The organism is Gracilibacillus boraciitolerans JCM 21714 (assembly GCF_000521485.1).
In the GTDB taxonomy this organism is placed as follows: domain Bacteria; phylum Bacillota; class Bacilli; order Bacillales; family Amphibacillaceae; genus Gracilibacillus; species Gracilibacillus boraciitolerans.
Genome location: NZ_BAVS01000033.1, coordinates 1 through 19340, shown reverse-complemented (window position 1 = coordinate 19340; position 19340 = coordinate 1). Strand labels below are relative to the sequence as shown.

Genomic DNA, 19340 nt, shown 5'->3' with positions numbered 1-19340 from the left:
AAACCCAGACAAATTCATATTTTTCTTATTCATTATAATTATCAGGCAAATCATTTTCCAATAAAATGATAGCATCTTGACGATTTAACGCTTGTATTTGTGAGATTGCATGATTTAAATCCTTAGCAATAAATAATTGCTGTTCTGGATAATTTTTCTCGCGCAATCCGTCTTGAATTGGCTTTGTTTGTTTTTCACCAACTAAGATGACATAATCACATGCATCTGCTGCATATTCACCAAATGCTTTATTGTATTGATATTCTTTCTCTCCTAATTCTACCATACCTGGTGTGACAAGAACTTTAAAACCATCCATCGAAGATAATACTTCTAAAGCCATCTTGGAACCTGTCGGATTCGAATTAAAACTATCGTCAATCACTGTTAAATTACCAAAACCTTTTTTAATTTCCATTCGGTGTTGAACTGCTTGAATTTTTTTGACACCTAGCTGCACTTTATTTAAAGGGACACCCATTTCCCAGGCAACACTTATCGCTGCCAAAATATTATAGACATTATGTTTACCAACAATCTTTGTTTCAAACTCAGCATCTAATGTCTGCTCTTTATTGGTAACTCTAAACGTCATACCCTTGTTATGAATACGAATATCTGAGGCAAGATAGTCAGCCTCCGTATCATCAATAGCAAAGTAAACTTTGCGACACTGATTCTTTGGTGTATAAGACATAATATTCTCATCATCGCGATTTAAAAACGCAATTCCATCTTCTGGTAATGTCTCGACAATTTCATATTTTGTTTTTTTGATATTTTCTAGTGTTTTAAACGTTTCTAAATGCTGCTCGCCGATCGCTGTGAGAATCGCATATTTATGACCTACCAATCACAAATTTCCTGAATATTTCCAGGTTCTTTTGCACCCATTTCAGCAATAAAGACATCATGATATGCCTTCAAAGAATTTCGAATTGTAATAGTAACACCAATTTTTGTATTAAAGCTGTTTGGCGTTTTTAACGTATTAAAGTGGTTTGATAATATTGTATCCAAGATAAATTTAGTACTCGTTTTACCAAAACTGCCTGTAATTCCAATCGTCGTTGTTTGCTTTGCACTTTTAATTTTGTTTTTAGCGTCCTTGTAATAGGATTCTTTAATTGCATTTTCAATTGGTCGGTTAATTGTATTAGCTAGAAGTACAATGCCATATGTTAATAAAGATCCTAACACGACAATAAATACAGCATAGCTTAGCGGATAATCATTCCAAATAAAATGTAAACTAGTAGCAATTAATAATAAATAAATAACCGAAATAGTTATAATAAGACGTTTAACCCGGGTTGTTACCACCAATTTCTTTTTCTGTTGTTTTTGCTTTGGTACTAATAAACCTAAAATTATAATTAGAAAGATCGTCCAACTTTGATTAAAGTAATACAATATAGCTAGAATAAGAGCAATCCATTCATTGATCGGAAATGCTTTTAACCAATGGCCGCTTATCCATCTCGTTAATCGCTTATTAAAATAACTGTTTAATTGAAGCATATGAATCGATTGTTTCACTCTAAAAAATAAATAAATAATCCATAACACACTTACAATTGATAAAATAATCTGCATAATCAAACTGCTCCTTTATCTTCTTCTAAAAATGTATCAATAATAATAGCTACGCGTCTTTTTTGTTCTAAGAATACATAGTGTCCCGCATTCTGGATAAGTGCTAAACCTGCATTTGGAATTAAGTCTTCCATTACTTTCGCATCGTGAACAGGGGGGGTGGAAGTATCATTTTCTCCCCCCCAAATCAGAAGAGTTGGTGCCTTAATATTAGGCATGTGATGCTGTAAGTCTTCGTTCACAACTTTACTTAAAGTTTGCTGCATAACTCTCGATGCATTTTGATAATCCGCTGATCCTGCTCTTCCACGGTATTGACCGATAATGTCGTCTTTGTATCGATTAAGGATGGGAAGGCTTAACACTTTTTTCATCGCTTTATAGGTATACACTTTCAGATAATAATCCATTTTTCGTTTTGGTTTAACACCAGCACTGCCAATGAGAATAATTTTATGTACTCCTTCCTGATGTCGATCTGCATACTTAATGGACACTCTTCCACCAAAAGAATGCCCGAGTAAGATGGGGTTGTTTATATTTAATTTATTAAAAAACTTTTCAAGGAAATCAGTATATTGACCTACATCCCAAGATTCTGGAGGTTCATCACTTTGTCCGAAGCCTGGAAAGTCTAATGAGGTAACCTGAAAGTTAGAAGCTAAAGCGTTTTGAAGATCTTCAAATAAATCAAGGCTTGTTCCCCATCCATGTAATAAAACGACTGGTCTTCCCTCACCCGTTTGCTGATAATTAATTTTTAACTGATCTATTTCAATAAACACTACTAAACGCTCTCCTTTATTTCTCGACTTATAACATTCGTACATTGCTACTACTATATGACGTATTTATATTTAATATTGTATATTTTATATTATAATTGTAATTGCGCTTATCCATCATATATCATACCATAAATTGAGATTAAAATTATATCTAAAAATCTTTTATAAAACAATTATTACAGTTGCAATGCAATTTTTTTATTTGCATCTTCTGCTTTTTATTTGCATCATAAAAGAATCGTCCCGTGTGGGACGATTCTTTTATGATGCTTGTTGTTCAACAATGGGCTCTTTAATTAAATTCGCTTTTTGTAATCGTCTTCGAACGATAATTCCTAGCCAACTTGCTAAAAATGCTTTAATTAATCCTACTAGAATGAAGGGGGGGTATACTCCAGCTGCCAGTGATGCAGTCCAGGTTAAATCAGCAACAAATTTAAGTTGAACCATACCGAAGGCAAGTGTAATAATCATACCTACTGTATTAGCAACCATAGCCATTTTGATATTATAGACAGTTTTTTCTAATATTATCCCTGTTACAAAAGCTGCAAAGATAAAGCCTATGATATAACCACCAGTTGGCCCTACAATACTTGAGGTCCACCCGCAAATCCTGCAAAAACAGGTAATCCGATAGCGCCCAGCATCATATAACATAGCATGGACAAAGCTCCTAATCTGCTGCCAATAATAGTTGCAGTCAGACCAACAGCAAGTGTTTGCCCACTTATCGGAACAAGTGGTAACGGAATTTCTACTTGTGCCAAAATTGCGGTAATTGCTGCAAAAATACTAGATAAAATAATTGCTCTTAATTTAGATGATTGCATCATGTTCTCTCCTTTGTTAACTAATATAAAATATAGGTTAACATATATTTTATAATTCAACAATAGAAAATGCCGATAAATTTAGAGCGAAAAGTAATTTGATTTTAAAAAGTATTATGACCATGTCAATGAATCAACTTATTTAAAAAGACATGTAAACACCTGACCATTAAAAATATTAAAACAAACAAAAAACTGCCTTACTCAGACAGTTTTTCGTTATAGCCTTCTTTTAATGTATCTGTTGCTTGCTCATGAGTTTCTGCTAAACCTTGACTAAATTGATTCTGGCGCTGATAATCCTCAATCTGATAATTCTGTTCTGCAACCTTTTGTGAATCTTTTTTCATTGGCTTTTTTTGCTTCATACTAATCACCTCACACATAGCATGTCTGCATTAAACCAATTATATGCTCTTTTTTTGTAATTGCACTATTTTGTTCTCATACTTGAATCGCTTTCCAGATTAATCTATATTATTTACACAAGAGTTGTTGCTTTACTATATCTGAAAGCAATTCCATATCAGATACTTTCGCTACATGTATAGCCTGATCTGCTACTTTAGGTTGTTCCACCCACTGACTTAATAAGTTTTTCTGTTCCTTTATATAAGAAGGCTCAAAACGCACGTCCTTCTCTCCATCAAATATAGCGACATAGAATATATCTGATTCTACTATATCCTGAAAAAAGTGACTTCCATACGATAACTCAGGCATAAATCCTTTTGCTTGGGATGACACTTCGCATATCGCATCAACATGTTGAATTTCGGAAAAATGAACAGGAACACCTAACGAGGGAGTGGAGGTTCCCCAACGGCCAGGTCCTACCAAAAATACACGTTCATTTTTTAAATCTCGAGTAATTTTGCCAACTGTCCGTGCTACAGTGTATTTATCTTGTTCATTTAATGCAAGATAATCATCCATATCAACATAGACACAGTAATCAATTGGTAAGCGGACATTTCCTCCCATGAAATTACCCTTTGTTTGAATAAAACATGGTTCATCTGGTCCCACCTCAGGTATGGCAACCGACTTTCCTAATCCTTTGGTTTGCAAAGGTCGACATTGCACAATATTTATTTGATAATTATCTTTATCGCGAAAGTTAGCCGTGAATTCTATATCAACTGGATAGTCATAAACAGTTGATATTTCTTCTAACATTTCTTTTATAACAGTTGGAAAACTAGAATTTTTTAGCAAATTTTTAAAATCAAGAATATAAGGTGTTGGCATATTTTTATACCCTAAGTCCTTTAAGCGGAAAGCTGTTTCTGTATCAATCGAAGCAAACAAGTTTCGCTCCACGTCCCATACATTTGCAATAGCTTCGTCTAATTTAACACTTGTTAACTGATTCTTCGATTTTGATAAGACATCTACCCCCCCATGTTGCGAAAATTTTTTCAAGTCATCCATATGCATAAGTGGTTTTCGCGTTGGCTGATCTAATGTAACGATCTTAGCATAATCATCGACTGTACGATCTACCGCCCGAGTCCCTAATCCGAATACAAGCCGAATCATCCCGGCATCCATATCAACACTCTTATCCCATACATATAAATTGGAAGAGTTACCAACTCCAGCAATGTGCGGGAAAAAATTATCCTGATAATGATCCCCCCAGATACACGTTGAATAAGGATAGCCATTTGTTCGTCTTTCTCAAATAAACCGCGATTCATTCGATATTCAAGCGCATCTTCATTCATCGTACTGGCATAGACCGTACGTATTGCATTTTCAAATGCTTGGTATCGTTCCTCCGGTGTACCTTGATTCACACAAAAAACGCTATCATATTTCCCGGCAAATGCATTACCAAAATTATCTTCTAACAAGGAACTAGAGCGAATAATAATAGGTGATTGACCAAAATATTCTAAGACCTGAACAAATTGTTCCTTGATATTAGATGGAAATTCTCCTTTTAAAAGTTTTTCTCTAAGTTCACGGGCATAGGAATAATACCCTTTCTTCGTTTTTTGATTAACACGATCCTTCCACCAGCCATTTTGAACAATATAGGTATAGAAAATATCTGAACCAATATAAAAGGAGTCGTGCGGCTCCATATATGTCGCGAATCGCTGTTTAGAATCCTGTTTCAAAATTTTTCTGGATAACAACATTCCGACACTTTTACCACCAATAAAGCCTGTGCCGACTTCGCGAGAAGCAATACCTAAAATATCTTTAAGTGTGAAATATTGATCACATAAATCAAGCATTCTTGATTTTTCTCCAATGAGAAGAGACATCAACAGTCTTTTTGTCTTCTCTTGCGTTTTTTGATCCTTTGCTAAATCTCCCTTTGCTTGTGAAAAAATAACATCCCAATAATCCATGCGTTCTTCCACTCGATTTATATTGGAGAATAATGCTGAAGCTTCAGCACTTGACGTGATACTTTTGACACGATCTCCTTCAATTAAGTGTGGAAAGAACATCGTTGGCGAATATCTTTGCCAAACTTTCAAGGGATGGATATAATGCTTTTGTTCTACTTCATACAAATCTAAAAGAACTTGTGTTGTTTCTCGAATCCGTGCAATTGTGCTATACGTATGTACATTTCTATTGATAGCAAAATAGGCAACAGTTTCAAGTTCAAAAAGATAGGGACAACAGACTTTAAAAAAGTTACCAATCATCAAATCAGAAGACCAGCTCGTTAGTAAGTCCGTTAAACTATCGAAAACATAGAACGTTTTAAATCCTTCCTTTTCAATTAAGCGATGAATTGATGTGGCAAAGCTTTCAAATCCTTTTTTAGCATCAATAGTATATTGGATAACATTTTGATCGTCTACTAATGCTTCGTGATCACCAAATCTCACATATACAACTTTCCTATTTGCTGATAATGCTGTACGAATAAACGGAGTAATGATATCTTTATAGGCGTTAATATGATCCACTTGCCATACGACATTATCACCTAATCTCAGAGAGTCAATTGTCTCATCAAATCCAGGCATTCCTGTCGATATTTTCAGTTCCATTTCCACGCTAACCACCAACCAATTATATAATAAATTTCACTAAATATTTTATATTCTAATTATAACATCATTATAAGATAAACCTATATCGATTTAGCATCATTATGATCATAGAAATTGATAAGGATACCATAAGCTTTAATATATACTACTTTAGTTATACTTTATGATTTTGTACAAAAGGAACGTTTCATTTATTAAAAAAAGCAGACAATGAAAACTAATCACTGTCCGCTTTTTCAATTTCATGTATGGATTGCTTTAATGCTCTTTGCTCATACTTAATCCGTTCTTGCACATCGTAGTGCACCTTATTAATTGCTTCTCGATTCATTTCCTTTCCATCCTGGAACTCTTTCATGGCTACATCCCATATAAACTTTATCTGCTGATCAATTGGCTGTGGCTTCCCTATAGAATCCCTGTCCATGGCGGATAGATATATAGATTTTAAATCTTCATTAATATAATAGGGGGGGTCATTCTCGGCACTTTCGTAAATGTTAAACATATCATTTGACATCATTTTAGCAAAAGACCAAGCCAACTCTTTATTCGAACTTTTATCTGAAATAGCTATTGACATACTTGATGGTTTATCAACACCTGATAAATGAAAGGGCAATGTCGTAATTCCCCCATTTACCAGCTTGATCTGGAGCCCATACTTTCAAAGAATCTTTCACATAACTCGCCATTTGAAACATGACTAATTGATCGTTATTAATTGCAGTTTGCCCTTGTTCATGCCAAATATTTAAATGTGGACTAAGCCCTTTATCCACTACATCTGTTGCTGCATTGGTGATGGTTTGAAAAGCTTCATGTTTACCCACATAATCATAATTTTCATCTAAAAAACTACTCGTTCTTAAAATCATCTCTAACATCATTTGTTCAGATTCTATTATATATTGTTGTTTAACTTGCAAGTCTTCGGCCAACTTCATCCAATTATCACGATTATTTAAAAAAATTGATAAATGATACGGATCAGATGGATAACCGTTTTCCTCTAGTATATCGGCGCGATAATAAGTTACATAGGGGAAAAATAATAATGGCATGGCGTACATTTTATCTTCTGAGTCGATATAATTATTTAGTAATCCTTTAGGTCGACTAGCAAAAAAAGCCTTATCATAATATGGTTTTTCATTTAAATTCTCAAAACCAGTAATTCCCGAGAATTCACCTAAAACGTCATCTGGTATTACATATAGATCTGGTGTCACTCCTGAAATAAGACTTTTACGATACTTTTCTACTAGATTTTGTGGTTTTTCAGTTACAATGTCAACTTGAATATTTGGATACTTTTCCTTATAACGTGGAAGTGAATTTTCAAAAATATTTTGATGAGTCCACACCACTAAATGATCTGATGACTGTTGCTGTTCCTCTTCTTCTCTTGATGTCAATTCAAGAGATGATTCCTTAAAAGGTGTAATATTTGCTGCATGACACCCCCCCATTAACAGAATTAAAAAGATAACAATTACCATTATTTTGAAGTTCCTCAATTTGTTTACCTCCTATGTATTTAGGAATCTAGTTGTTGATGATGTATTTCTTTTTGTTGATACATTAAAGTATCAGCATGATGGAGTAATTCATCTACTGTATCGCCATTATCCGGATAGAAACTGATACCAATACTAGCTTCTAACATTACTTTTTCATTACTAATGATGATTGGCTGATTAATAATACTAAGAATCTGCTTACAAAGGTTATGCACTTCATCTTCTGTCGTTAATTCGACAATAGCAACGAATTCATCCCCTGCAAGGCGATAAAAAGCAATTGGTTGACCATGTTCAAAATCTATTAGTCTTTTCGAGAACTTTTAATAACAGATCACCGCCACTGTGACCTAATGTATCATTAACCTGTTTGAATCGATCTAAATCTATAAATATAATCGCGAATTTACCTTCAGCTTGTGAAGACTCTAGCATTTCCTTTAAATCTATCTGAAAAGAATAGCGATTCGGAAGGTCTGTTAAAGTATCATAATGTGCTAAATGATATAATTTGGATTCAGACTCTATTAATTTATTAGTTCTAGCTGTCAACAAATCATTTTCTTTTTAGCTTCCAAAAACATCGATTGCAGTTGATTAGCAACTTTTTTAATATTGTCACCTAATGTCGAAAACTCATTAATATTAGTGTCATCCCAATAAAACGTTTCCTGCCTTTCCATTTTTTCAGGTAAATCACTTGTTAATTGTGTAAGACGAATCAGCGATTTAGAAAGCACATGATTGACAATCATACCAAATACTAGCGATACAAATAGGACAAATAATACAAAAATTAAATAATCTAAAAGATTCTCTATGACTTCGTTAACCAAATAAAAAGTTGGAATAACTAAAAAGGTTTGTTTATTTAAAAAGGAAGTTTCCGCAATATAATAAGCCCGATACCAATCAAATAAATGATTACTATTGGTAGATAACCAAATAAATCCATCAGAGTGTATTTTTTTTACATATCCTTGTTTTATCTCATTTAAGTCTGGTATATTTGTGTTTTCGCTATGCATATCTAGCCATACTTGATTTTTTTGATCTAACATATAAATCCTCTTATCTGTGAGACCAATATAATCCTGAAGCATTGACTTTATTTTTGCCTTTTCTAATAGAGAATCTAATTCATGATTTTGTATCTCAGTTGAGTCCATTTCGGTTATTTTAGTCTGTAATCGGCTTTCTAATCGCAGGTAATCGTTTTGATACTCTTGCATCATGTTTTGTTCCATACCTTGACTCGTTACAAGTATTACAATTAATATAGGGAAGACAGCGAAAAAGATAAGTAAGTGAGCAATTACCTGTCCAAAATAGACACGACGACTTGCTTTAAAAAAATATTTAAGCTTTGGAATAAAAGGAGCATAATCATAAAAAATATCAGCAACTAAAGCAGAGAATAATGTAGCCGTAACCGTCTGTAACAGCAAGAAATTAGTTACCGTCTGAGGGATACTAATATAATCAACTAATAATGTAATAATGATAAGATATAGTGCAAATATAATTAGGGAATAAACAAAGCTCCATGTAAATAAATCTTTGGCTTTTTTGCTATAAAACCATCCAATAACAAGTACTTCAGCAATACTTAAAAATACAGACAAATTATTAAAATGCAGATAATAAGTTACAATGGACATCATTACTACTAATAATAGTGAGAAGCGGGAGCCAAATATCCGAATACATGAAAAGTATATAATAGGCGCAAAACTAATACTGAGACCGAAAATCAGAGAAACAGAAAAAAACTGCGCAATTACAGAAAGTATAAGTACAACAATAAAAATAACTATTTTTCTATTAAAAATATTGCGCATGTTTTTCTCTCCTCAATTTCTATGTAAAGGATTAACTTCTCACATATTGTTAAATTAATTTATAATTATACAAATATGCCCATACAAATATGTATAGGATTCCCGGATATTATAATCAGGTAACCCAGCCATCGTCGTGTTTTATCACATTAGATCTGTGGTTTTGCGTCTCTATTTTTCAACAGATTTGCCTTTGTCTTTATATAGTACTATTATATCATTTATTTTAACATAAGTTACCACCATATAAAACTATATTCCTAATTAAATTTAATAAACTGTTAATAGCAGATCATCTATTTTTAAAGGCAATAAAAAGTAATCCCTTTATGGAATTACTTTTTTTATTACTATTCTGGTTTCTCTGTTTCTTCATCCATGCCAGCATGCCACCAGCCATATTTGTTACATCATAACCATTAGCTTCTAAGAATTCGGAGGCACGACCACTGCGTGCGCCCGAGCGACATACCATGTAGTGATGTTCATTCTTATCTATTTCATCTAAACGTTCAGGGATCTCTGCTAAACGAATATGTTTTGCTCCTGGAATCACTCCCTGAGCCACTTCATCGTTTTCTCTTACATCAATCACATTTACCTTTTCCCCCCCATTCTTAATTTTCTGAGCCAATTCTGTTGCCTGAATTTCTTTCATAACAGTCCCTCCAGCACATTATTAATATATTACAGGCTAAATATTGTTGCTACTTTACCGGCTTTTTTATCTGCTTTTCACTAATAAATTTACTGCTTCCTTTATCAAATCTTCTGATGTTTCCCCCCCATTCACTTTTTCTTCACGAATACATCTTTCTAAGTTGGAGCTTACAACAAGAGCTGCCGTTCGATCTATTGCGCTTCGCACCGCTGACATTTGCGTCACCACATCTCGACAGTCTTTGCCTTCATCCATCATTTTTATCAGACCACGAACTTGTCCTTCAATTCGCTTCATTCTATTTATAACTTTTGTATCATAATCCATGATGATGACACCCTTTCTTACGTTAATAACTTCATCTTCCAAAATAACTTTTCTTAGTTTCTATTTTATACCCTGTTAGGTATATAGTCAACTATCTAGGTTTACAAATAAATACCATCGTTATAATAATTGATGAGATTATCTTCTTACTTAGGATATGTGAGCACTAACAAAGAAATCTACTCAGAACATACACTTACTTCTATTCAGAGATGAAAAAGAGTATTAGACCGTATCATCTTGATAGATGTAAAATCCATTTTTACCATCATTTTTTGCCTCATAAAGTGCTATATCCGCCTGTTTCATTAATTGGAAAGCATCTTTATTATCCTCTGAATTAGTAATTGTAATTCCTATACTTGTCGTAACATCTATATTTCCGATCTCTAATCCCCCCCATGGCTTCTTCATTACTTCTTTTATATTGTTTGCAAATTGTTCTGCCTTTTCAGCATAGCTGATACTATATAGCAATACAATAAATTCATCGCCTCCAAGTCTTGCAACGATATCATTATCACCTAAGTATTGTGAAACCTTTTTTCCAAACTCAACAATGACAGCATCACCTATGTCATGACCAAACGTATCATTTATAGACTTAAAATCATCAATATCAAGCATTAATACCGCAAGTGAATCCGAAGAAGGATGACATAGACGTTCTGTCAATTTACTTTTAAATAATCGTCTATTCGGTAAACCTGTTAAATAGTCATGCGTAGCATTATGTTCCAATTGTTTCTCATACACCTTTTGCATTGTAATATCTCTTGCCAAGACGACCATGTGTTTAAAATTATCTGTTTTATCAAAACTGGTGCACCATTCGCTTCTACCCAAATATATGAACCATCCATGGTGTAATGCCTTGTCTGCAAAGAAAATGGTGTTCCATTCTTTATAGAGTTCACCACAATTTCCTGTAATCGTTCTTGATCTTCCGGATGAATATGGTATAAAAATATCTTTCCAGTATACTCCTGATTATCGAAACCTACAATGCGTTTATAAGAGGGAGAAGCATATATAATTCGTCCTTGATAATTAAGGAGACTAATCATATCATGCGCATGCTCGGCAATGATCCGAAATCGTTCTTCACTTTCTTCCCATTTTTTTATTGTTTCTATTTCTTTAGTTAAATCATGAAAAATTGCATAAGTGCCTTGAATCTTCTGATTCAGTATTAATGGACTTACCTTCACAGATACAGATTTTATCTGATTTGAACGGTTAGTAATTTCGACATTAAGCTGTGCAGTTTTCCCTGAACTAGGTTGATTAATTAAATTAAGAAGTTTTGCTGTGCTTTCTTCGTCCAAGATAGCGTTACACGTTTTCCCTATCAGTTCTATTGGTTTAAATCCAGTAATATCTTGCACTTGTGGGTTACCATTTGTTATTCTACCCTCTAAGTCAAAGGAAATAATTGCATCAGAATTATCTTTAAATAAAGATTGATAGCGTTTTTTGCTTTTATTCAATTCGTTCCATAAATGACTTAATTCTCTTTCTGCATTTTTTTGGTTTGTAATATCTTTTACGACACCTACAATTACATCTACATTGCCTTGTTTATTTAAGATCGGTGATAAGGTAATATTTGAGTGCCTTGTTTGATTATCAACAACATATTCATCTTCGTATATTATAATATCTTTTTTTTGCATTACCTTATCATATTCAGTAATAAGGACAGAAGCTATGTTCTGAGAGAAGACTTCCTCAAAGGTTTGACCAATAACCTGATCTGATAATCCTGTTGCCTTTTTAGCTGATTCGTTTAAAAATTCATAGACATAGGTATTCTCAGCAGGTTTCATCACATATACTTGATCTTGAATTCCAGCATATACTGCATCGTATAGCAGACTTTCACTTCCACGAATCAATTGAATACCTTCTTTCTATTCTTGTAGAAATTTGGCAAATTTTAATTATTATATATCTTTTCTATTTTATACTGAATATTCTAAAAAATAAATATGATTATAGACCTATAAAAAAACAGGCATTAGGCCTGTTTTTTTATATAATTTTAAATTTTTCAATTTGTTCCTGTAATTCTTCTGCTAATACGTCTAATTCTCTAGCACTATTTGATACTTCTTCCATTGAATGATTTGTTTGTTCTGCGGAAGCAGCAGTTTCTTCAACTGCTGCTGCAGATTCTTGACTAACTGCAGCAATTTCATCTACCGACTTATGCATATCTATGCTGTTTTCATTAACTTCCTCTAAACTAGATACAATCTCTTTCACTTTTATCACCATATCAGAAATGGAACCATTAATCTGTTCGAAACTTTTACCTGTTATTTCAATTTGAGCAGAACCTTTTTCCACTTCTTTAAAACCAGATTCTAAGGATTCAGCTACTTGTCCAGACTCTTCTTGAATATTAGCTACTAAACTAGTGATATCTGATATTGAATCCGTAACTTGTTCTGCAAGTTTTCGTACTTCATTTGCTACTACTGCAAAACCTTTTCCTGCTTCTCCTGCTCTAGCCGCTTCGATTGCTGCATTTAAAGCGAGTAAATTCGTTTGTTCTGCAATTTCCTTTATAACAACAATAATTTTATCAATTTCTTCCGTCCGTTTATCTAAACCGACTACTTTCTGATAAGAAGATTGTACCATTCCAAAAATTGTTTGCATTTGTTTGACTGATTGCTCTAATTCATCTCGTCCCCCCCTGACTGAGGTTTACAACATTTTGAGATTCGTCAGCAACTTGACTTCCAGATTCTGCAACTAGTTTAACCTTCTTGCTATATTCCTCCATTGCAATAGCTAAATCTGATGCGTGATTAGCCTGTGATTCACTGCCTGAAGACAGCTCTTCCATTGTAGCAGCAATCTGTTCACTACCTTCTTTTACTTGATCGGAGGATTGATTTAGTGAACTACTTTGCTGCATGACCTTACCTGTAGCCATCATTACTTTATTAATCATCGCATATAAATTATCTTTCATCTGATTCATCGCATCAGCTAATTGTTTAAATTCATCTTTGCCTTTTACACTTATTTTATCACCACTGAGATCGCCATTAGCAAGCTTAATTAATTCTGACTTTATAACACTTATATTGTAATTCATTAATCTTACAAATAAAATAACAATAACTAAGCCTACTAGGATGGAAACCGCCATCGTAACAATCATAGTGATTAATACGTCTTGGCGCATATTTTTCGCAAGTAAATACATATCAAAATCGATAGCCGCTACTCCCAATATTGCGCCTGATTCATTTAAAATAGCTTTTGCTAATGTTATAGTTGGTTTTTCGCTTGCTGGATCGATATATGGATCTGTCCAAATAACATTTTCACTTGATAATACAGCTTTATTATACCAATCCGTTTCCTTTGCATTATATGTCGTTAGATCAACATCTGCTTCAGGAATATTATGTAAATACATTGCCCCACTATTCGTACCAAAATAAAGATTAATAATATATTCTTGATCAGTTACTTGCTCCGATAAAAAGCTTTGATAGTAATTTGTGAGTTTGGGATTGTTTAAGATTGGCATATTGTCTGCCGTTGATTCTTCTAAATCAGAGGTCGAAACCTTTTCATAGTGTAATGCTTCTGAATTAGTGAGGGAGGTAAGAAAATCTTCATACTTCTCAAAGGTTTTTTCATATTTGGGTTGAAGATCAATTATGTCATCTTTCTGAATCATGGCTTTTTCTAATATTTCTGTTTTTTGATAAGAGATATACCTACTACACTTATCGGTATGATTAAAAGTAAAATCATAAGAATGGGTAATTTGTATTTAATTTGTCGAAACTTCTGCATTTTCATTGTCCCCCCCTTATATTTTTTCTGTTTTTATCATTCTATTCTATCATGAATATTTACCCATTACTATAAGTAATTTTACTATAATCCATTATTCCTTAATACATTACCTATTACTAAACTAAAACTTCTTCTTAAACAATTAAAAATCCGAACAATAGCAAATCCTAATCATAGAATTTGTTATCGTTCGGATATTACTTTGAGAAAAATCACTTTTGTCATGACCTCTTTTTTGCTATTACTATTCCAAGTGGATAGTGCTCGAGTTGAGCTGTTGCGACCGGCTCAATTAATGCGCCTCTTTGAAAATAAAATTCTGAGCTTTCAAAATCATCAAACATACTCATAAATTCAGTTTTTGTCATTTGATGAACATGAAATGGAGAACCGCATGGCTTTCCTTTACCTTCACCAAATGGAGTGGATAAAATTAACGTTCCTCCAGGTTTCAATAATTGATCAATATTTTCATGAATTGTGTTTCGTTTTCAATATGCTCAATTGTCTCAAAACTGAGGATGACATCAAATTGACCAAGTTTCTCAGGCAAATCAGGATCTGTTACATCTTCTATTTGATAATGTGATAGCGGATGGTAATAATGACCTTTTGCATATTTAATAACGTCTGGATCAATATCTACCCCCCCTATTATTTCTTCTATCTGTTTCTTGCATTTTTTTGCCATTATAAGTGCGCCATATCCGACACCAGTAGCAAAATCTAAGACCCTTCCATATGTATGAGGAACTGAGAAATGATAACGGGCTAAATGTTCGATAAGCAGCTCATTTGTAATCTTCATATTTTCTGGAATAATTCTTTCTCCTGTATCTTCAATCATTTTAATCACCACTTTTAGTTTAATTCGTTAATATCATAACATATTTCTTTGTTTTTTTACTATGTTTTCGTTAATATAGAAGAAGTGAAAGGAGAGAACAATTTGAGCAAACTGAAAAAACACCCCCCCGACTATCAAGAAGAATTAGATCGTCTGATTTATACGAAAGACTACATGGAATCCATTTTAGAATTAGCTCATACATCGAAAGATCAAGTTCAAGAAAATATTAAAGATGCTTTTACTAATTTAGATTATCTTGACAGTAGTTTGAGCTATATAAATATATTAACAAACTCTCGTTTATTAGATATGATTCAAGGTGACTTACGACAGTTAATAAAAATGAAGGAAAATCCTTATTTTGGAAGGATTGATTTCATCCCAGCTGATTCTGCCATGCCTGAGAAATATTATATTGGAAAATTTTCATTATATCGTAAGGATAATCAGGAACCAATTGTAGTGGACTGGCGATCACCCGTTGCCAACCTTTATTATGATGGTCGCTTAGGACAAGTATCCTACCAGGCAGAGGAAAGAGAACGATTTGGTGATCTCAATCTCAAACGTCAATATGTAATAGAAGAAGGCGATCTTGAAGAAATCAGAGATATTGACGTTACATCTCGTGATGAGCTTTTACAAAAATCTTTATCAGAGAAATCAGATAAACGTCTCAATGATATTGTAGCAACGATTCAAGAAGAACAAAATAGGGTTATTAGACAGGACCTTCAAAAACCTATGATTGTACAGGGTGTAGCAGGTAGTGGGAAAACAACCATTGCATTACACCGTTTGTCCTATTTCCTTTATCAGTACCAAGATAAATTGTCACCTGATAAAGTAATGATTCTTGCTCCCAATAATATGTTTATTGATTATATTAGCCAGGCTTTACCAGATTTAGGAGTAGAGAAAATAACACAAACTACTTATAACGAATATGTACAAGCATGCATTAGAACAAAAATTAATATGATTGATTCCACGTTAAAATTAAAAGATTTGCTGGAGACGACTAGCGAAAATAAAGAAGAAACAATCATTGTTTCACAATTAAAAGGATCGATTAAATATGAAAGTGTGATGAAGGAATACTTAATAGACATCATTAAAAACTATGTACCTAAGGAAGATTTATATATAGGTAAATTTAAGTTTTTCTCTTATAAAAAAATCCAGAAACTATTTTTAAAGGATTACCGTTACTTAACAATCGATCAACGAAAAGAAAAAATAAACCAGTTGCTTAAAAAAGAATTTAAAAGTAAGAAAAAAGAAATAATAGATAAAATCGAAGAAAAGTTTGAAGAGAAATACGAATCCATCTTATTTAAATATCAGGATGCTGAGGAAAGAAAAGTACATAGCATCACATTGCTTGATAACAAAGAACAACGTCTCAAAGAAGTAAAAGCGGAAACTTTCAAAACAATCTCACAATATATGCGTAAGTTTCCAAAACATAGTAGTATCGACTACTATAAAAATCTGCTCACTGACGAAAAGTTATTTAAACAATATAGTCAGGACATTTTAGACGAATCAGAAATAGATCTCATTCTAAAACAAACTGCAGAAACAGTTAAAAAAAATCAGTTCGAAACTGAAGACTTAGCTGGTATCTTATATCTGCAAGCGAAACTCTTTGGTATACCAGAAGATTTTAAAATGAAATATATTGTTATAGATGAAGGACAGGATTACAGTTTATTTCAGTATCGTGCCTTAGCAATTGCAAATCAAACTAGGCTTTTTACCATATTAGGTGACTTAGCACAAGGTATTCATCAATACCGTGGAACTAATAATTGGGAGGATATTCTTAATCACTTACTTCCAAAGGCAAACTATATCACATTACAAAAAAGCTATCGTACGACAATTGAAATTATGGATTTAGCAAATCAATTATTAATGAACCAAGCCAATAATCTGCCCTTAGCTGAACCAGTTGTAAGACATGATAACAAGCCTCAGATGCTGGAATGTAAGACAGATGAAGAAATTTTTTCCCGATGTACTCAACTGATTGATGAGCTTAATCAACATAACTATACATCCATTGCATTTATTACAAAAACTGAGAAAGAAGCAGAAGAATTAACCCATAAATTTAATAATGATTCAACATTCGAGGTACAGCTATTACAGGGAAAAGAAGCAATGAGTAAAAATATCGTGATCGTTCCTGCACATTTAGCAAAGGGATTAGAATTTGATGTGGCGATTCTAGTCAATATGAATACAAGATATAATACAAATGAGCTTGAAACAAAATTACTTTATGTGGCGATTACCAGAGCATGCATCGATTATATTTCATTAGTAAAGAGCAGGCTGCCTTTCAATTAGATTCAATTGACAGGACATACTATAATACTTAAAGTATAGCTATCGGATCCATTTCACTGTAATTATGTTGTGGTTGATGGGAATTATTACTGGCTTCACGGGATTTAATGATATTTCCGTGAAGCTTAGATTTATTCTAGTGAAGAGAAGTAATATTCCAATAAAAAAGAGTGAATTCCCATAAAACGTTTAATTACTTCTGTGAAGCCTGTATTGGTAAGATCATACGACAAATCCTGCTGTCTACTATAAATATTACTTATAAAAAACTGACTTAATTAAAAGTCAGTTTTTTAAAATCCTTTTCTGTGGTTTTCTAGCAATAATCCCACTTATGATCCCTATTATTGGAAAAATTAGGGCCAATACAATAACAGGATCATAGCTGTCAAACATGTCAAAGCCTACTCCAAATGGTAATGGGCCTAATGCTGAGCCAATTATCCCTACTGTAACACCGACTGCATTGATACTGCCAATATACTTCTTCCAAAGTAATTAGGCCAAATCACCGTTACTCCTATTCGTTCTAACCCTCCGGCAATGCCCCAAAGAATTCCAAACAATATTGCTAACCCAAAGTTATTTGTGATCAGTAACAAACATAAAACCATGAATTCCACGACAAAGATCGCTATCAATACATAATTGGTTTTTATTTTATCAATGATAAATCCTGAAGCTAATGACATTGGAATACCTACCATCGCCATCAAACTTAGAACCATTGCTGCTACTTCTAAGGAAAGACCATTTGATTTGAAAATCGAGGTTATATGAAATAGAATTCCCGTATTTACCATTGCAGGAAGTCCAACACAAATTAGAATAGCCCAAAATGCCTTTGTTTTCATTGCTTCCTTTAATGTCCAATCTTCTTCTGCTTCTTTAATTTTTGGTATAAGTGGAATAGAGGAGTGATCTTTATTTTTAATGTTAAAGCCATCTGGTTCTAAACCAATTTGTTCGGGTCTATCTTTAACACCAAAAAAAGCTAACGGGACAAAAAATAGCAGAAGCACTACACCCCAAAATTGCCATGCTACTTGCCAGTTCCAACTACTTATTAACCACGTGTTTATAATTGGAAATACCATAGCACTCGCAAAAGAAAACAATGTCATTAAACTAAAGGCTTTACCACGTGTTTTTACAAACCATTGGGCAATAAGTGTATTAGGAATTAATGACATACTACCCTGTCCGAGTAATCTTATTAAAAAGAAACCAAAAGCTAACATCCAAATAGTAGACACAATACTATTAAAGAAACAGGCCATCGCAAACAAAATTCCAATTATAACCATCATGGATCTCTGGCCAAAACGATCGATAAAACGTCCGACAAGAATCATGGAAAAACCTGCAATTAAGGTAGCAACGGAGTATACAGCTGAAACTTCAGATCTAGACCATCCAAAATCATTTATATATTGATCGATAAACTGAGAATTAGAATACGTTTGCCCAGGGCCGGAGAAAAATATACCAAAACCTCCAATAATTAATATAAACCATCCATAATAAATTCTATTAAATATTTTTAATTTAGAAAGCATTTGTACACCCCCCCTAGATGAAAACAATCTAATTTTGTCTTATCAAACTATCATAGTATAAACATAATGCAGATATACTTGCAACCGTTTCGATTTAAAATTCAGAATGAACTAAAAACTCACCCCCCCTTTTTTAAGGAGTGAGTTTTT

20 protein-coding genes, 2 pseudogenes and 1 riboswitch are annotated in these 19340 nt (G+C 33.3%); of the genes and pseudogenes, 1 reads left to right on the top strand and 21 read right to left on the bottom strand.

All coding sequences use genetic code 11. From position 1 onward, the window contains the following. Positions 1-25: 25 nt before the first annotated feature. The 20 genes and pseudogenes from JCM21714_RS23215 to JCM21714_RS24870 all read right to left on the bottom strand — a co-directional run bounded on the left by JCM21714_RS23215 (position 26) and on the right by JCM21714_RS24870 (position 15270). The gene (locus JCM21714_RS23215) at positions 26-853 is read right to left on the bottom strand and encodes a Mur ligase family protein (RefSeq protein WP_268748369.1); all 828 of its coding nucleotides are present in this window, start codon (positions 851-853) and stop codon (positions 26-28) included. Continuing rightward, positions 847-1596 (bottom strand): Mur ligase family protein, encoded by a 750-nt coding sequence (locus JCM21714_RS22160; RefSeq protein ID WP_268748368.1) that lies wholly within the window; start codon positions 1594-1596, stop codon positions 847-849. The genes JCM21714_RS23215 and JCM21714_RS22160 overlap by 7 nt, the downstream gene beginning before the upstream one ends. Before the next feature lie 2 nt (positions 1597-1598). Further along, positions 1599-2381, bottom strand: coding sequence for an alpha/beta fold hydrolase (locus JCM21714_RS15025; protein ID WP_035725555.1), 783 nt, complete (start codon positions 2379-2381; stop codon positions 1599-1601). A gap of 264 nt (positions 2382-2645) precedes the next feature. Continuing rightward, positions 2646-3217 (bottom strand): annotated as a pseudogene (locus JCM21714_RS15020) (biotin transporter BioY). A gap of 200 nt (positions 3218-3417) precedes the next feature. Continuing rightward, on the bottom strand, positions 3418-3585 hold the full coding sequence (locus JCM21714_RS19535; protein ID WP_235182937.1) for a YozQ family protein: 168 nt from the start codon (positions 3583-3585) through the stop codon (positions 3418-3420). 109 nt (positions 3586-3694) lie between these two features. Next, the gene (locus tag JCM21714_RS23210; RefSeq protein ID WP_268748367.1) at positions 3695-4771 is read right to left on the bottom strand and encodes a PEP/pyruvate-binding domain-containing protein; all 1077 of its coding nucleotides are present in this window, start codon (positions 4769-4771) and stop codon (positions 3695-3697) included. After that, positions 4756-6240, bottom strand: a complete 1485-nt coding sequence (locus tag JCM21714_RS23205; protein ID WP_268748366.1) for a PEP/pyruvate-binding domain-containing protein — start codon at positions 6238-6240, stop codon at positions 4756-4758. The genes JCM21714_RS23210 and JCM21714_RS23205 overlap by 16 nt, the downstream gene beginning before the upstream one ends. Before the next feature lie 220 nt (positions 6241-6460). Beyond that, entirely contained in the window at positions 6461-6865 is a 405-nt protein-coding gene (locus tag JCM21714_RS15010; RefSeq protein WP_035725553.1) for a type 2 periplasmic-binding domain-containing protein, read from the bottom strand. Further along, on the bottom strand, positions 6840-7763 hold the full coding sequence (locus tag JCM21714_RS15005; RefSeq protein ID WP_148295061.1) for an ABC transporter substrate-binding protein: 924 nt from the start codon (positions 7761-7763) through the stop codon (positions 6840-6842). Before JCM21714_RS15005 ends, JCM21714_RS15010 begins: the two co-directional genes overlap by 26 nt. A 20-nt stretch (positions 7764-7783) precedes the next feature. After that, a complete protein-coding gene (locus tag JCM21714_RS23200) occupies positions 7784-8047 on the bottom strand; it encodes a GGDEF domain-containing protein (protein ID WP_268748370.1) in 264 nt (87 codons plus the stop codon). 13 nt (positions 8048-8060) lie between these two features. Further along, positions 8061-8318, bottom strand: a complete 258-nt coding sequence (locus tag JCM21714_RS23195) for a diguanylate cyclase domain-containing protein (protein WP_035725548.1) — start codon at positions 8316-8318, stop codon at positions 8061-8063. Then, positions 8315-9607 (bottom strand): hypothetical protein, encoded by a 1293-nt coding sequence (locus JCM21714_RS14990; protein WP_035725546.1) that lies wholly within the window; start codon positions 9605-9607, stop codon positions 8315-8317. The genes JCM21714_RS23195 and JCM21714_RS14990 overlap by 4 nt, the downstream gene beginning before the upstream one ends. A 115-nt stretch (positions 9608-9722) precedes the next feature. After that, a riboswitch (cyclic di-GMP riboswitch) is annotated at positions 9723-9809 on the bottom strand. A gap of 90 nt (positions 9810-9899) precedes the next feature. Continuing rightward, a complete protein-coding gene (locus tag JCM21714_RS14985) occupies positions 9900-10265 on the bottom strand; it encodes a rhodanese-like domain-containing protein (protein ID WP_084040878.1) in 366 nt (121 codons plus the stop codon). A 66-nt stretch (positions 10266-10331) separates the two neighbouring features. Then, complete coding sequence (locus JCM21714_RS14980) at positions 10332-10595, bottom strand: metal-sensitive transcriptional regulator (protein WP_035725544.1); 264 nt, start codon at positions 10593-10595, stop codon at positions 10332-10334. A gap of 225 nt (positions 10596-10820) precedes the next feature. After that, complete coding sequence (locus JCM21714_RS14975) at positions 10821-11360, bottom strand: GGDEF domain-containing protein (RefSeq protein ID WP_052000788.1); 540 nt, start codon at positions 11358-11360, stop codon at positions 10821-10823. Then, the gene (locus JCM21714_RS14970) at positions 11306-12493 is read right to left on the bottom strand and encodes a PAS domain-containing protein (RefSeq protein ID WP_035725542.1); all 1188 of its coding nucleotides are present in this window, start codon (positions 12491-12493) and stop codon (positions 11306-11308) included. Before JCM21714_RS14970 ends, JCM21714_RS14975 begins: the two co-directional genes overlap by 55 nt. Positions 12494-12629: 136 nt before the next feature. After that, positions 12630-13265 (bottom strand): annotated as a pseudogene (locus JCM21714_RS22150) (methyl-accepting chemotaxis protein); the annotation flags it as partial. Positions 13266-13284: 19 nt separating this feature from the next. Then, positions 13285-14301, bottom strand: a complete 1017-nt coding sequence (locus JCM21714_RS22145) for a methyl-accepting chemotaxis protein (protein WP_235182935.1) — start codon at positions 14299-14301, stop codon at positions 13285-13287. A 343-nt stretch (positions 14302-14644) separates the two neighbouring features. Continuing rightward, the gene (locus JCM21714_RS24875) at positions 14645-14878 is read right to left on the bottom strand and encodes a hypothetical protein (RefSeq protein WP_439644485.1); all 234 of its coding nucleotides are present in this window, start codon (positions 14876-14878) and stop codon (positions 14645-14647) included. Beyond that, positions 14875-15270, bottom strand: a complete 396-nt coding sequence (locus tag JCM21714_RS24870) for a class I SAM-dependent methyltransferase (protein WP_439644484.1) — start codon at positions 15268-15270, stop codon at positions 14875-14877. Before JCM21714_RS24870 ends, JCM21714_RS24875 begins: the two co-directional genes overlap by 4 nt. A gap of 102 nt (positions 15271-15372) precedes the next feature. Here JCM21714_RS24870 and helD point away from each other — a divergent pair, with 102 nt between their 5' ends. Then, on the top strand, positions 15373-17631 hold the full coding sequence (gene helD / locus JCM21714_RS14955; protein ID WP_052000786.1) for an RNA polymerase recycling motor HelD: 2259 nt from the start codon (positions 15373-15375) through the stop codon (positions 17629-17631). A 446-nt stretch (positions 17632-18077) separates the two neighbouring features. Here helD and JCM21714_RS14950 read toward each other — a convergent pair whose 3' ends face one another. Then, positions 18078-19190 carry an MFS transporter gene (locus tag JCM21714_RS14950; protein ID WP_369403618.1) on the bottom strand — a complete coding sequence of 371 codons (1113 nt, stop codon included), beginning with the start codon at positions 19188-19190 and terminating at the stop codon, positions 18078-18080. Positions 19191-19340 lie beyond the last annotated feature (150 nt).

What these genes read in the sequence shown, in the direction of transcription:
- JCM21714_RS22160 (WP_268748368.1), bottom strand. Translation starts at nt 1,596, where the DNA reads ATGCAGATTATTTTATCAATTGTAAGTGTGTTATGGATTATTTATTTA.
- JCM21714_RS19535 (WP_235182937.1), bottom strand. Translation starts at nt 3,585, where the DNA reads ATGAAGCAAAAAAAGCCAATGAAAAAAGATTCACAAAAGGTTGCAGAA.
- JCM21714_RS23210 (WP_268748367.1), bottom strand. Translation starts at nt 4,771, where the DNA reads ATGGATGCCGGGATGATTCGGCTTGTATTCGGATTAGGGACTCGGGCG.
- JCM21714_RS23205 (WP_268748366.1), bottom strand. Translation starts at nt 6,240, where the DNA reads ATGGAACTGAAAATATCGACAGGAATGCCTGGATTTGATGAGACAATT.
- JCM21714_RS14990 (WP_035725546.1), bottom strand. Translation starts at nt 9,607, where the DNA reads ATGCGCAATATTTTTAATAGAAAAATAGTTATTTTTATTGTTGTACTT.
- JCM21714_RS14985 (WP_084040878.1), bottom strand. Translation starts at nt 10,265, where the DNA reads ATGAAAGAAATTCAGGCAACAGAATTGGCTCAGAAAATTAAGAATGGG.
- JCM21714_RS14980 (WP_035725544.1), bottom strand. Translation starts at nt 10,595, where the DNA reads ATGGATTATGATACAAAAGTTATAAATAGAATGAAGCGAATTGAAGGA.
- JCM21714_RS14975 (WP_052000788.1), bottom strand. Translation starts at nt 11,360, where the DNA reads ATGCAAAAGGTGTATGAGAAACAATTGGAACATAATGCTACGCATGAC.
- JCM21714_RS22145 (WP_235182935.1), bottom strand. Translation starts at nt 14,301, where the DNA reads ATGATTCAGAAAGATGACATAATTGATCTTCAACCCAAATATGAAAAA.
- JCM21714_RS24870 (WP_439644484.1), bottom strand. Translation starts at nt 15,270, where the DNA reads ATGATTGAAGATACAGGAGAAAGAATTATTCCAGAAAATATGAAGATT.
- JCM21714_RS14950 (WP_369403618.1), bottom strand. Translation starts at nt 19,190, where the DNA reads ATGCTTTCTAAATTAAAAATATTTAATAGAATTTATTATGGATGGTTT.